Raw genomic sequence first — 14,116 nt, forward strand, 5'->3', positions numbered from 1 at the left:
GAATTTAAAAAATAATAAGGCACTGAACATATGAGTGGAAACAAACCTGAAATCGCTACCAAAACTGGGGCTAAAACCATACAAAATAAGGTACTTTAAAAATCTCCCACAAATACTTGACTCAACCGTAAATAGGGAATGTATTGACCTTCATCCAGTTCGTCTATTAAGGTATAGGTAAAGTGGCAAATGTTATGGGGGAGGATTGTTGATGATTTATCGTTACAAGGATAAAATTCCAAAGATTCATGAAACAGCTTTCATAGCGGACGGTGCTAAGGTGATTGGTGATGTAGAAATTGGTGCTTACGCCAGTATTTGGTTCCATGTGGTTTTACGTGGAGATGAAGGACCAATTCGGATTGGTGACCGATGCAATATCCAGGAAAATTCAGTCTGTCACTTATATGAGGGGTTCCCACTCATATTAGAAGATGAAGTAACGATTGGCCATAATGCAATTGTCCACGGATGTACATTGCGAAAGGGTGTTCTTGTAGGGATGGGAGCGACAGTGCTCGATGGTGCGGATATTGGGGAATACTCGATAATTGGTGCGAACAGCTTTATTCCATCTGGTAAGGTTATTCCACCACGCTCACTCGTCATTGGTTCACCGGGTAAGGTTGTCCGGACTTTGACAGATAAGGATATGGAATTAATTGAAGAAACCATTCGTACGTATGTTGGCAATGGTAAGGACTATAAACAAAAGGAGATTTTTGAACGGATAGATTGAATGTAGTAGACTACTTCAACCTAGTTTCAGGATAATAGGAAAGGAGATTGCTCCGCAACGGACGGGGTCAATCTCCTTTATGTTTCATATGGCATCTCATATATGTCCTGGTGTTTTGGATAATTTCTCAAATCATGATTGATTGCAAATTTCCCCGTTCTATCCTGATGAAGCTTCCATTTCTATCATCCTAAGTAGCACAGCGTTTTCAGATATTCCCCGACAAATTTGTCACAGATGGCTGTAATCCCCGTCCTTTAAGAATTTTTGTTGATAACCAGCATGGTAAGCGGGGGATCAACAGCCAGTTAAGGCCTGATTCGTTCAACTAACCATCCGTGGGTGAAGGAAAAAACCCCACGGATTGAAGTTTCAGTTTATTTTCCCCTGTCCATTTAGGAATTTATCTTTTGACCAACTTCACCACGTTCAAATACAGTTTCAAAAAATCGTTTGGCCGGGGTTGCCAGCACATTGTAATAGTCTTGAAAAAGCGAGGCAGCCGAATCTCCTAGCCACTCTTCTGGCAGTAATTCCTTTGGCAGACTTGGATCAATAAATAAGAATTTTCGATATTCATGAACGAGCAAGGCACATGTGACGAAACAGCTGCCATCACTCATTTCACCTTTTTCTATTTTATTTTTTTCAATAATATATTTTTGGCTGTATTCCTGAATGAATTGGGCGTACTTGGCATTCACTTCCTCCAGGTCCCAGCATTTTTGTACAAGACTTGCTGGTGTTTCCATTCCTTCATAGCTTGCTTTAAAAAAAGATACATATGGGTGAATATTGTATTTATCCAGTAGCCTGGTAATTTGCTCTTCAAGTGGATTTGGTGTAATCCAGCAGCTGTTCGATAATAAACCGAAACCGCTCCATACGAGCTCCTTACGTAATTCATCCCGTAGATGGCGCTTTTCCTCTGGAATGGTATAGATGAGCATCCGCCATGTACCATCCCATTCCGGTGCTTCCGATTGGTAAATTCGTTTAGATGCTTCTTCCATTCGGGCCTGCCCGCGCTCTGTTAAAGAATAATAGCTTTTATTGCCACGTCGTTCTGATTGAACCCAGCCCTGCTTGCTCATACGGGATACTGCTGCTCGAACCGCCTGTTCATTATGACCGAATTCTTCCAGTAATCGAATGAGACTGCCAATCCATATGACATTGCCATAATGGCGGATATAATCTCCAAATAAGGTAAATATCATGGATCTTGTATTGAACTGTTTTTCCATTTGTTATCCCTTCTTTATCTGTTGTAAATGTGTTGTAAAAGGCTAATCTGCTCTTTAGTGTACTATAACGGCAGAAAAGATTCATCCTATATCCTTTTAAATTGCATGACTAAAATAAAACGGAATATCAATATAACGTATGATTCTAATAGCTGAATAATAGGATAATAGTAACATGATAAATGAAACAACGCCATGTTATAGGGATTTAATCAATATAAAGTATCTTTATAATTAGAAAATTATTTTTATTCTTGCTTATCGTATAACATTTTGTTAAGATGACGTTAAATAATCGTAATGGAGTGATGCTGCGATGTATAACTATGTAGAAGATGGTGATTCGCAAACGACAGCATATATGGCAGATGATCAAGAGAAGTATGAACAGTTTATGGCCCGCATCGAGGCGGGGGAGAAAATAGAGGCAGATGATTGGATGCCAAATGATTATCGACAAGCGCTTATCAAGCTCATTTCCATGCATGGGATAAGTGAAATTATGGGGGCGCTCCCAGAAAAAGAATGGGTTCCAAAAGCACCGACTTTAAGAAGGAAACTCGGGATTATGGCGAAGGTTCAGGACGAAATGGGCCATGGCCAGCTGCTATTACGTGTAACAGAAGATTTAATGCGTCCATTTGGCAGGAATCGTGAAAATTTGATGAAGGATTTATTAAATGGTGATTTAAAATTCCATAACGTCTTTCATATGCCTACCAAAACATGGGCAGATGCCGGGATGGTTGGCTGGCTTGTGGATGGAGCGGCAATCATTTCTCAAACCAATATGCTTGATGCTTCCTATGGTCCATATCAACGTGCTTTACAACGAATCTGTGCGGAGGAAGTATTTCATGCCCAGCATGGTGAATCTATCATTATGGCATTAGCAGAGGGTACAAAACAACAGCGGGACATGTTACAAGAATCATTAAATCGATGGTGGCCATCCCTTTTGATGTTCTTTGGACCTGCATCCGCTGCAACGACCGGCTCTTCCAAGCAGGATATCATGATTAAATATCGTATTCGCAAAAGTACGAATGAGGAGCTGCGCCAAGCATTTTTGAGTAAATATATGCCGCGTGTATTTTCTTTAGGACTCACGGTTCCAGATGAAACCTGTCATTATGATGAAGAAAAGGAAGAATGGATCTATCAGCAGCCTGATTGGGAGGAGTTTAAGAAAATCATCCGGAATCAAGGGCCACGTTCAAAGGAGCGTTTACGCTTACGGGAAATTGCCTATGAAAACAATCGCTGGGTTAGGCGAGCGTTGGCAGCACAGCCAGTGGGCTAAGGAGGGAGCAGACGGGATGGGAACAAATGAAACAAATTTTTACCAGGAATATGAAGTCTTTAGTAAGCGAAGTGCAAAGGCTCCGGTTCAACATCAATTCAGCTTATTAGCCCCAAATGAAGAAATGGCATTGATCATGGCACAGGAAAATTTTATGCGCCGGGAGGATGTGCTGGATGTATGGGTCGTTAAAAAAAGTCATATCCGCGCCATGACAAGTGAAGAGCGGCAGAATTGGACCAAACGTTTGGATAATAAAGATTATCGGACGACAAAAGGCTATGGCTATTTACGAAAAAAATGGCGTGAAAAAGAGCAAGGCATGCTGGATGAAAAAGAAATTCTCTCCTGGAAAGAGGTGAAGAAATCATGACTGCCATCGAATCGCCTAAACAAGCATTGGAAAATCAAATCTATGCGCTGGCATTAAAGGATTTGCTTTATCAGCTGGCAGATGATGATTTCCTCATTTCTTTTCGCGGCTCTGAATGGCTTGGTTTAGCTCCGCATGTCGAGGAAGATGTTGCTTTTTCTTCCATTACACAAAACACAATGGGGCACGCATTTCTTTTCTATTCCTTGTTGGAGGATTTGGGAGCAGGTGATGCGGATAAATTAGCGCATGCCCGACCTGCAAAGGAACGGAAAAATACAGTCTATGCGGAGAAACGGAATGGGGATGGCTCTTATTTGGAAGATCCCTATTATGATTGGGCCTTAACGGTTGTGCGGTATTTCTTATATGAAGTCTTTAAAAAAGTAAAGTTGGAAGCGATTACAAACTGTTCTTATCGGCCGCTCGCAAATGTGGCGAAGAAGGTTTTGATGGAGCAGCCTTATCATTTAGCCCATTGGCGATTATGGTTTCAACAGCTGCAGGAGGCAAATGAAGATGCTGCCGCTAGAATACAGCAACGTGTGGAAGAAGCATGGCGGCAATTTGGTGATGCCTTTGATCTTGGACCATATGGCACGGAGATGCAGGAGGCTGGATTGATAGCGGATGAGGAAACCTTGTGGGCTGCTTGGTTTTCGGAGGTGCAGGAGGTTATACAGCATATGCCTGCAGGACCGCTTGAAAAACAACTTGGATCTGGAAGATTTGGGGAGCATACAGCTGATTTAGATCATGCGCTGCATATCCTGTCAGAAGTTTATAACAGTGATCGTGAAGCAGTATGGTAAAACGGCTGAACGGAGGGAAGGCTTGTGGAGGAAAAGAAACGATTCATAGCGATTGAAGCTGTGTTAAGAACGGTTGATGATCCAGAGCTTCCTACAGTGAGTGTGTTCGATTTAGGGATGATTCACGAAGTAGTAATTACCGGGAATCACGTTGCCATTCAGATGGTGCCGACCTTTATTGGCTGCCCAGCACTGGATTTTATTGAAAGAGATGTGAAGCAGGCAGTGGAGGCGATGGATTGGGTAGAAAGCTGCTCGGTGGCATTTACATTTGAAGAAAAATGGTCAACCGACAACATTACGGATGTAGCAAAGGAACGGCTGAAAAAGCATGGTATATCACCGCCGCCGGAAAATTATCAGCCAGGTGAGGAATGGACCGTTGATTGTCCATTTTGTGGATCAGACTATACATCTATGGAAAATGTTTTTGGACCAACTGCCTGCAGGAGTATTCTCTATTGCATTGCCTGTAAAAATCCGTTTGAAGCAATGAAACCGGTCGTGGAATATGTTTATGAATAGATAACAAAATGAGGAGGAACAATTGAATGGCCAAAGTGATTGCATTGTACAAGCAACCAGCGGATCAGGAGAAGTTTGATGAACATTATTTTCATACACATGCCCCTTTAACGCGTAAAATTCCTGGATTACGTGATATGAAAGTAACCAAAATCATTGGTTCTCCGATGGGGAAAAGTGAATATTATTTACTCTGTGAAATGGTTTATGATGATTTGGATTCACTACAGCAAGCAATGAAAACAGATGAAGGAAAAGCTTCTGGTAAGGATGTGATGCAGTTTGCAGGTGATTTGGTGACACTCATGATTGGTGAAGAAGTCGATGACTGACTATATTCAAGCTACTGTTGATGGCCATATTGGTGTGATCCAGTTGAATCGTCCAGAAGTGGCGAATGCACTGAATCGGCAAATGGTCGATGAGATTGTGCAGCAATTGGAGAAGTTTGATCAAGATAGAGCGATTCGGGTGATTGTAATAAAAGGGAATCACCAAGCTTTTGCCGCGGGGGCGGATATTGAGGAAATGATAGATGATACACCGTTTTCCCTGGAACAGCTCAATCAATTTGCTGTTTGGGATCGGATTCGTCTCATTAAAAAGCCGCTATTGGCTGCTGTAAATGGGTATGCCTTAGGTGGTGGCTTTGAGCTTGTATTGCATTGCGATTTAATTATTGCAGCAGCGGATGCCCAGTTTGGTTTTCCGGAGGTAACCCTTGGTGTTATGCCTGGAGCAGGAGGGACACAGCTTTTGACGAAGATGATGGGCAGACAGAAGGCATTGGAATGGATTTGGTTAGGCGAACGCATGCCGGCAGAGGTTGCCTACCAGTACGGAATCGTCAATCGTTTGGTGGCCCCGGAGCTCGTGGAAGAAGAAACGATGCGGTTGGCAAGCCAGTTAGCAACACGTGCACCGTTCGCGATGAAACTCATCAAAGAAGCGGTTGATGCAGCCTTTGACTTAAGGCAGGAAGGAATGACGGTAGAAAGGAAAAACTTTTACCTAGCCTTTTCATCAAATGATCAGCAGGAGGGCATGCAAGCGTTTATGGAAAAACGGCCGCCTTCCTTTAAGGGGGATTAAAGCATGGGATGGGATACAATCCTGTATGAAAAAAGAAATGGCGTTGCAACGCTGACCCTCCACAGACCAGCAGCATATAACGCTTTTACAGAAATGATGAACAAAGAAATGATACGTGCCTTGAAGCAAGCTTCTCGTGATAAGGAAGTTCGTGCCATCGTAATTACCGGCAGCGGCAAGGCTTTTTGTGCTGGTCAGGACTTAGAAGGCGTGGATGAAACGACGAACCACGCTGCATTTCTTCGGGAACGCTACCATCCGATGATGAAGGAATTGAAAAAAACACCCAAGCCAATTATTGCGGCTGTTCAAGGTGTAGCAGCTGGAGCAGGGATGAGCCTTGCACTTGGCTGTGATTTTCGTATCGTACAAGAACAGACGAAATTTGTGCCCGCTTTTATGCATATTGGACTCATCCCTGATTCCGGGTTTTTGTATGTACTGCCAAGATTAGTAGGCTATGCCAAAGCATTAGAAATCGCCACCATTGGTAAGCCAATCACGGGTGAGGAGGCAGTGGAGCTTGGGCTTGCTACAGAATGGATAGAAGCAGCCTTTTGGGAGGAACAGGTCATTGCGTTTGCGGAGCAGCTGGCAGCTTTGCCAACAACCGCTTTTGGATTAGTGAAACGCTACATGATGGATGGAATGCATATGCCATATGATGCCATGCTGGAGGCAGAAGCACAGGCTCAGCGAATTGCTGGCCTTTCAAATGAACACCGGGAAGGTATGCTTGCTTTTGAAGAAAAACGTAAGCCGAATTTCTCTGGTAGTGAATCGGGAGGAAAACGATGATGGAAAAAACAATAACAAGTGAAGCAATCACGGAAACAGGAGAAATGAAACGTAAGCATTATGACATGGTGATCAACGGAAAACGGGTGGCCGGAGCAGCTGGAGATACATTCGAAACCTTCAATCCAGCAACGGGGGAAGTCCTTGCAACGATTGCATTGGCACAGGAAAATGATGCAGAAAAAGCGGTTCAAGCAGCACGGGATGCATTTGATCATGGAAAATGGCGTAAGTATCCGGTAGGAAAACGTTCCAGGGTATTGAATCGAATTGCTGAAATCATGCGCCAGCGCTTTAAAGAGCTTGTGAAGATGGAAGTATTAAATAGTGGTAAATCTGTTGGTGCTGCACAGGTTCAAATCAACCAGGCTATTGAGGATTTTGAATTCTATGCAGGAGCAATTGTTGGTCATCGCGGCAAGGTAAATAATATGCCATACGGATTTTTTAACTACACACATAAGGAACCAGTCGGGGTATGCGCCCAGATTATTCCCTGGAATTATCCAATCATGATGGCTGCGTGGAAAATTGCACCAGCGATTGCTGCTGGCTGTTCTGTCATTATTAAACCTGCAAGTCTTACACCAATTACAGCCATTTTATTAAATGAAATTTGCCACGAGGCCGGTGTTCCGGAGGGAGTAGTAAATACTTTACCGGGATCAGGAGCAGTCGTAGGGGATTATTTGGTGAAGCATGAAGCCATTAATAAAGTAGCTTTCACCGGCTCGACACCAACCGGGAAGGACATTATGGAAAAGGCATCTAAAACATTGAAACGCATTACTTTGGAACTGGGTGGTAAATCACCGAATATTGTCTTTGAAGATGCGGACATGGACGCAGCCGTTGCGGGTTCATTATTCGGGATCTTTTTTAATACAGGTCAGTCCTGTGAGGCGCGTTCTAGAATGTTCGTCCATGAATCTATTTATGAAACATTTATGGAGCAGTTTATTGCGAAAACAGAGAAACTGCAGTTAGGCGACCCGTTTGATAAGACGACTCATTTAGGCTCTATCATTAGCAAGGAACAATTGGAGATTATCGATGGTTATGTGCAGTCTGCCAGGGAAGCTGGTGCAACCATTGCAACAGGTGGGAAGAAATTGCATTTGGAAGGCCTTGAAAATGGCCATTGGTATGCACCGACAGTCATTACAGATGTCACGCCAGATATGAAGGTCGTACAGGAAGAGATTTTTGGACCGGTCGTTGTGGTGGAAAAGTTTACAGATGAAAAGGACGTTATCCAGCGTGCCAACGATACCACATATGGTTTAGGTTCTGCTATTTGGACGACAGACCAAGGGCGCGCGACCCGGGTGGCCCATCAAATTCAAGCTGGCATTGTGATGGTAAATAGTCCATTCTCTGCTTTTCCAGGAACGCCATTTGGCGGCTATAAGCAGTCTGGATTTGGCCGGGAGCTTTGTGTTGAAACACTGGATCTTTATATGGAGGATAAAAGTGTGCTCGCCTATTATGGTGCCAAGCCAATTAATCCATTTGGCGTGTAAGAAAGGAAGTCTATGATGAAGATCAACACAATTATAGTAGTCGGTGCCGGCGTGATGGGGCGAGGAATTGCCTATTCGACAGCCCTTTCCGGATATCAAACCATTTTAGTCGATGTGCACGCGCAACAGCTTGCGGATGCATCTACCGCAATTTCTAAGTTGGTCCAAACGGGTATGGGGCGTGGCAAGGTAACGGCATCGCAAGCTAAGCATCTGGAAGCGTGTTTATCGACGACCTTGGATGTTCAGCAAGCCCTATCTCATGCGGATTTCGTTATTGAAGCTGTTCCTGAACAAAGGAATTTGAAAAAGGAAATACTAGCAACTGTGGATCAGTATGCACCAGCACATGCAGTTATTGCTTCAAATACTTCCACCATTAGTCCGACTGAGCTTGGTTCCTATACGTCAAGACCAGCACAGGTTGCAGCGATGCACTTCTTTAATCCAGTGCATCGGATGAAGCTGGTAGAAATTGTTCGTGGGTTGGAAACAAGCGATAAAACGATTCAACTTATTCAAAGACTGGCAGAGAATATAGGCAAGGAAACCGTGCATGTGCGCGATTTTCCAGGCTTTGTCACAAGCCGCATTAGTGCGATGATTGGGAATGAAGCATTTTATATGCTGCAAGAGGGGGTAGCTTCAGCGGCAGATATTGATAAAGCAATTAGGTTGGGGCTTCATTTTCCGATGGGACCTTTGGAGCTCGGTGATTTGGTGGGACTGGATACACGGTTAAATAATTTACGATATTTGCATGAAACACTTGGAGAAAAGTTCAGACCAGCTCCCTTGCTGGAACAATACGTCAAAGCAGGGCGTTTGGGCAGGAAATCAGGCAGAGGGGTTTATGATTATCGTAATGAATGAGAGGAAGAACCAATGAGAGACGTTGTCATAGTAGATGCAGTCCGAACACCAATCGGTCGATATAAAGGGGCATTAAAGGATGTCCGGCCGGATGACTTGGGTGCAATGGTTATTCAAGCATTATTAGAAAGAAATGGCCAATTGGCTCCAGAACATATAGAGGAAGTTGTCTTTGGAAACGCGAACCAAGCTGGTGAGGATAATCGTAATGTTGCTCGGATGTCGCTGTTACTGGCAGGTCTACCAGTTTCAGTTGCCGGCACAACGATTAACCGGCTTTGTGGTTCAGGCCTGGATGCGGTTATTTATGCAGCGAGAGCGATTGCTGCCGGTGATGGGGATGTGTTTATTGCGGGTGGTACAGAAAGCATGACACGGGCACCGCTTGTGATGGCAAAACCAGCTCAGGCGTTTCAACGTGGTCATACAGAATTATTTGACACGACCATTGGCTGGCGTTTTATAAATGAAAAACTAACGGAACGATTTGGGGCAGATTCCATGCCGCAAACGGCGGAGCACGTAGCGAAGCAATTTGCCATTTCACGACAGGAGCAGGATCAGTTTGCTTATCACAGTCAACAATTAGCGAAGCGGGCGATTCAGGCCAATCGCCTGCAGGATGAATTAGCTGTTGTGTCATACAAAGATCGAAAAGGAAATGAGGTAAGGGTGAGCGCAGATGAACATCCTAGACCAGACACAACGCTTGAGAAACTTGGAGAGCTTCGACCCCTATTCGATGGAGGAACAATAACAGCTGGCAATGCATCAGGAATAAACGATGGCGCATCAGCCTTGCTTTTGATGAGTGCGGATAAAGCGAAAGAGCTGAAGATAAAACCACTTGCGACTTACCGAGCTTCTGCGGTTGCAGGAGTGGAGCCACATGTGATGGGACTAGGCCCAATTCCGGCAACGCAGAAAGCCGTCGCCAGGGCAGGCTTAAATCTGGAGGATATTGGGTTAGTGGAGTTGAATGAAGCATTTGCCTCACAAACGCTGGCTTGCATTCGGGAGCTTGGCCTGAATGAAGAGATTGTCAATGTAAATGGTGGTGCCATTGCATATGGCCATCCACTTGGTGCAAGTGGTGCGCGGATATTAACCACACTACTACATGAAATGAAACGACGAGGTACTGCTTTTGGTATTGCGACTATGTGTGTAGGAGTTGGTCAAGGGATTGCGCTTGTCGTTGAAGGTCATACATGATGTGCATGGATAAAACATGACGCAAGGGAAGGGTGACACGATGTCTAAGGTGCTGTTGGAAATAAAGGATCGGCTTGCTTATGTGACCATTAATCGTCCAGCGTCACTAAATTGTTTTGATTATGAAACGCTATGTCAGCTGCAAGAAACTGTGGAAAGGCTACATGTCGATTCGCAAGTACATGTAGTCATGATTACCGGTGCCGGTGAAAAAGCTTTTTGTGCTGGCGCAGATTTGAAGGAAAGAAAGGGACTAACAGAATCTGAGGTTAGGCGCAATGTAAGAGCAATCCAAGCAGCTTTCCAAGCCATTGAAGATTTACCGCAGCCTACAATTGCAGCGGTAAATGGTTATTGCTTTGGAGGCGGGATGGAGTTAATGCTGGCCTGTGATTTTGCATTTGCTGCACAGCATGCCACGATGGGCCTGACGGAAACGAGCTGGGCGATTATTCCAGGTGCAGGGGGGACGCAGCGATTGCCACGCCGCATTGGTGAGATGAAAGCCAAGGAATTAATCTTTACCGCGAAACGCATTTCGGCAATGGAGGCTTATGATTTAGGGCTTGTTCTACGAATAACCGACAAGGATTCCTTAAACACCGCATGTACGGAGCTGGCCGAAAGCATCATGAGTAATGGTCCCATCGCGGTTCGTCAAGCCAAGTTTGCCATTAACCACGGCTTACATACGGATTTGCAGACCGGATTAGCATTGGAGGCAAAGGCATATGAGCTCACTATTTCTACAGCAGATCGTATGGAGGCGCTAACCGCCTTTGGAGAAAAAAGAGCACCAAATTTTACTGGAACTTAATCATAGCGCCATCAAACAGAGAGGATCATCTATATGAACGCAATATGCAATTTACTGCAAATTAAATATCCAATCATTCAAGGAGGGATGGGCAATATAAGCAATGCCCAGCTTACTGCAGCAGTTTCAGAAGCTGGTGGATTAGGGACCATTGGCTGTGGTACGTTGTCTCCCGCTGAAGTTGAAGCTATTATTTGTGAAACAAAACGGCTGACAAACAAGCCATTTGCAATCAATATACCAATCCAAGTTTCTCCTTACACAAAGGAATTGGTCATGCTCGCTATACAGCATCAGGTAGGGGCAGTCTCCTTATCAGCGGGAAACCCAGCATCGATCATTCCTATTCTTAAGGGAAATAGCATCAAGGTCATGGCTGTAGTAGCTTCGGTAAAACACGCAAAAAAAGCAGCTGCAGCAGGTGCTGATATGCTAGTGGCGGAAGGGTTTGAAGCTGCGGGTATAAATTCTAATTTGGAGCTGACTACCTTTACCCTCATACCACAAATTGTGGAGCAAGTATCTATTCCAGTTGCAGCAGCAGGGGGAATTGCCGATGGAAAAGGACTTGCTGCAGCATGGATGTTAGGAGCTCACGGGGTACAAATGGGGACAAGGTTTATTTCTGTTAAGGAAGCCCCGTTTCATGATACGTATAAAAAACGAGTGATGACAGCAGCAGATACAGAAACGATGATCATCGGGCGTTCTATTGGGCAGATGAGGAGAATCCTGAGATCTCCCTATGGTGAGCAAATCGCTGTTCGTGAAGCGGAAGGAATCACGAAAGAGGAATATCAGCAATTAACCTCAGAAGTGCAGCATGTGAACGGTGCATTAAAAGGGGATGGCGTGCAAGGATTTATGAATGGTGGTCAAATTGCAGGACTTATTACAGATATGCCAACCGTTGAAGAACTGCTGGAAAAGATGATGTGGGATGCTAAGAAGCAGCTTGAACATGGATGGAAGCAATGCAATGTATAGATCAAATTCATTCCTACTGTGTTCACAACATATTGACCGCATTATAACACGATGATAAAATAACGTGTAAATAACGTTATAAACGTTATATAAAAACAATAAATTGTAAGCGCTTTAATAAGGGAGATCTATACTGTATTAGCACTATTCCCACTGTGTAAACAAAGAATTTAAAAGGGGTGTCAGCTGTGAAGCCAGGTATGGAAATCGGCAGGCAAGAAACCATTGATATTCAAGTGACAGCGGATATGTTTGCAAGCTTTGAGGGGGATGTGGTTCATCCCGCTTATTCAACCGTTGCCATGGTATATCACATGGAATGGGTATCCAGAAAGATTATTCTTCCTTTTTTAGAGGAGCATGAGGAAGGTATGGGAGCGGCTGTAAAGCTCAAGCATCTTGCACCATCGCCTTTACATTCCCAAGTAACCCTGACTGCAACGCTGATCGCTTATGAGAATAACCAGGTGATTACGAAGGTGGATGCCCATAATATAAACGGATTAATTGGTGTTGGCGAAGTAAAACAAGTCATTCTTCCTAAAACAGTCATTGAAGAAAAGTTAACCGTAACACGCCTTGAATAGGAAGTAGCCCCTTATTTATGAAATGAAACCTTTGCTGTAACCACTACCTGAACAAAGTATAAAGGAGGTAATCCGTATGGGCTCGATTAAAGACATGACGCCGCATGATAGCAGCAGAGTATTGGATAAAATAGCAGGCCATGAACAAGTCATGTTTTGTAATGATCCAGGATCTGGTTTACAGGCAATTATCGCTATACATAATACAGTGCTTGGACCAGCACTTGGCGGTTGTAGAATGTATCCATATGAAAGCTTGGACGAAGCTTTAGATGATGTACTTCGACTTTCCGAGGGAATGACCTATAAATGCGCTGCAGCAGATGTCGATTTTGGCGGAGGGAAGGCAGTGATTATCGGTGATCCTCAAACAGATAAAACACCGGAATTATTTCGGGCTTTTGGTCAATATGTTGAAACGTTAAATGGTAGATTTTATACCGGTACAGATATGGGAACGACGATGGATGATTTTGTTTATGCGCAAAAAGAAACGAACTGTATCGTTGGTGTGCCGGAAGCCTTTGGCGGTGGTGGAGATTCTTCTATTCCAACTGCAAAAGGTGTGGTATATGGTTTACAAGCAACCTGTCACACCATATTTGGCTCGAATGAACTAAGTGGAAGATGTTTTGCCTTACAGGGACTTGGAAAAGTAGGTTATAAAGTAGCGATGCATTTGCTGGAACAAGGTGCATATCTATATGTTACAGACTTAAATATGGAATGGATTGAAGCGATTCAAGAAGTAGCAAAATCCACATCCGGTACGGTTGAGGTAGTAGATGGAGACGCAATCTATCAAGCTGATGCTGATATATTTATTCCTTGCGCCATTGGTGGAGTCATTAATGATGATACTTTGGCGCAATTTCGGGTGCGCGCCATTGCTGGTTCCGCGAATAATCAGCTCGCTTCACAAGCACATGGAGTTCAGCTTGCGGAAAAAGGAATCTTATACGCGCCAGATTACATCATCAATTCCGGTGGTTTAATTCAAGTGTCTGATGAATTGTATGGAGCAAATAAGGAACGGGTGTTGATGAAAACGAAGGAAATCTATTATAGTCTGTTGGATGTATTTCAACAGGCAAAATTAGATGGTGTCAGTACGATAGAAGCGGCCAATCGTATTTGTGAAAAGCGGCTCGAGGACCGGAGAAGGAGAAATAGTTTCTACTCTCCCGGAATCAGGCCAAAATGGAAGATACGAAACTAGCAGATC

16 protein-coding genes are annotated in these 14,116 nt (G+C 44.0%); 15 read left to right on the forward strand and 1 reads right to left on the reverse strand.

Annotation, left to right across the window (positions count from 1 at the left end):
* The first annotated feature begins 211 nt into the window (after positions 1–211).
* Complete coding sequence (locus tag DX933_RS13625; RefSeq protein WP_123316987.1) at positions 212–739, forward strand: gamma carbonic anhydrase family protein; 528 nt, start codon at positions 212–214, stop codon at positions 737–739.
* A gap of 395 nt (positions 740–1,134) precedes the next feature.
* On the opposite strand, the gene paaX is transcribed toward DX933_RS13625, so the two are convergent.
* Complete coding sequence (gene paaX / locus DX933_RS13630) at positions 1,135–1,986, reverse strand: phenylacetic acid degradation operon negative regulatory protein PaaX (RefSeq protein ID WP_123316988.1); 852 nt, start codon at positions 1,984–1,986, stop codon at positions 1,135–1,137.
* Positions 1,987–2,302: 316 nt separating this feature from the next.
* On the opposite strand from paaX, the gene paaA reads away from it, so the two are divergent.
* The 14 genes from paaA to DX933_RS13700 all read left to right on the forward strand — a co-directional run bounded on the left by paaA (position 2,303) and on the right by DX933_RS13700 (position 14,110).
* Positions 2,303–3,289 (forward strand): 1,2-phenylacetyl-CoA epoxidase subunit PaaA, encoded by a 987-nt coding sequence (gene paaA, locus DX933_RS13635; protein WP_123316989.1) that lies wholly within the window; start codon positions 2,303–2,305, stop codon positions 3,287–3,289.
* 16 nt (positions 3,290–3,305) lie between these two features.
* Positions 3,306–3,662: a 1,2-phenylacetyl-CoA epoxidase subunit PaaB gene (gene paaB / locus DX933_RS13640; RefSeq protein WP_123316990.1), complete on the forward strand. Its 357-nt coding sequence runs from the start codon at positions 3,306–3,308 to the stop codon at positions 3,660–3,662.
* Positions 3,659–4,474 carry a 1,2-phenylacetyl-CoA epoxidase subunit PaaC gene (gene paaC / locus DX933_RS13645; RefSeq protein WP_123316991.1) on the forward strand — a complete coding sequence of 272 codons (816 nt, stop codon included), beginning with the start codon at positions 3,659–3,661 and terminating at the stop codon, positions 4,472–4,474. The genes paaB and paaC overlap by 4 nt, the downstream gene beginning before the upstream one ends.
* A 24-nt stretch (positions 4,475–4,498) precedes the next feature.
* Positions 4,499–4,999 (forward strand): 1,2-phenylacetyl-CoA epoxidase subunit PaaD, encoded by a 501-nt coding sequence (gene paaD, locus DX933_RS13650; RefSeq protein WP_123316992.1) that lies wholly within the window; start codon positions 4,499–4,501, stop codon positions 4,997–4,999.
* A 26-nt stretch (positions 5,000–5,025) separates the two neighbouring features.
* Positions 5,026–5,331, forward strand: coding sequence for an EthD family reductase (locus DX933_RS13655; RefSeq protein WP_123316993.1), 306 nt, complete (start codon positions 5,026–5,028; stop codon positions 5,329–5,331).
* Complete coding sequence (locus DX933_RS13660) at positions 5,324–6,091, forward strand: enoyl-CoA hydratase/isomerase family protein (protein WP_123316994.1); 768 nt, start codon at positions 5,324–5,326, stop codon at positions 6,089–6,091. Before DX933_RS13655 ends, DX933_RS13660 begins: the two co-directional genes overlap by 8 nt.
* A gap of 3 nt (positions 6,092–6,094) precedes the next feature.
* A complete protein-coding gene (locus DX933_RS13665) occupies positions 6,095–6,889 on the forward strand; it encodes an enoyl-CoA hydratase/isomerase family protein (RefSeq protein ID WP_123316995.1) in 795 nt (264 codons plus the stop codon).
* On the forward strand, positions 6,889–8,412 hold the full coding sequence (locus DX933_RS13670; protein ID WP_123317202.1) for an aldehyde dehydrogenase family protein: 1,524 nt from the start codon (positions 6,889–6,891) through the stop codon (positions 8,410–8,412). Before DX933_RS13665 ends, DX933_RS13670 begins: the two co-directional genes overlap by 1 nt.
* Before the next feature lie 15 nt (positions 8,413–8,427).
* Positions 8,428–9,285, forward strand: coding sequence for a 3-hydroxyacyl-CoA dehydrogenase (locus DX933_RS13675; protein WP_123316996.1), 858 nt, complete (start codon positions 8,428–8,430; stop codon positions 9,283–9,285).
* 12 nt (positions 9,286–9,297) lie between these two features.
* Positions 9,298–10,500 (forward strand): thiolase family protein, encoded by a 1,203-nt coding sequence (locus DX933_RS13680; RefSeq protein WP_123316997.1) that lies wholly within the window; start codon positions 9,298–9,300, stop codon positions 10,498–10,500.
* A gap of 40 nt (positions 10,501–10,540) precedes the next feature.
* Entirely contained in the window at positions 10,541–11,317 is a 777-nt protein-coding gene (locus tag DX933_RS13685) for an enoyl-CoA hydratase-related protein (RefSeq protein WP_123316998.1), read from the forward strand.
* Positions 11,318–11,350: 33 nt separating this feature from the next.
* Positions 11,351–12,304 (forward strand): NAD(P)H-dependent flavin oxidoreductase, encoded by a 954-nt coding sequence (locus DX933_RS13690; RefSeq protein ID WP_123316999.1) that lies wholly within the window; start codon positions 11,351–11,353, stop codon positions 12,302–12,304.
* Between the two features lie 188 nt (positions 12,305–12,492).
* Positions 12,493–12,891: a thioesterase family protein gene (locus tag DX933_RS13695; protein WP_123317000.1), complete on the forward strand. Its 399-nt coding sequence runs from the start codon at positions 12,493–12,495 to the stop codon at positions 12,889–12,891.
* Between the two features lie 76 nt (positions 12,892–12,967).
* Entirely contained in the window at positions 12,968–14,110 is a 1,143-nt protein-coding gene (locus tag DX933_RS13700) for a Leu/Phe/Val dehydrogenase (protein WP_397316577.1), read from the forward strand.
* The last annotated feature ends 6 nt before the right edge of the window (positions 14,111–14,116 follow it).

Origin of the sequence: Ornithinibacillus gellani (assembly GCF_003730295.1) — a bacterium.
GTDB lineage: Bacteria > Bacillota > Bacilli > Bacillales > Amphibacillaceae > Ornithinibacillus_A > Ornithinibacillus_A gellani.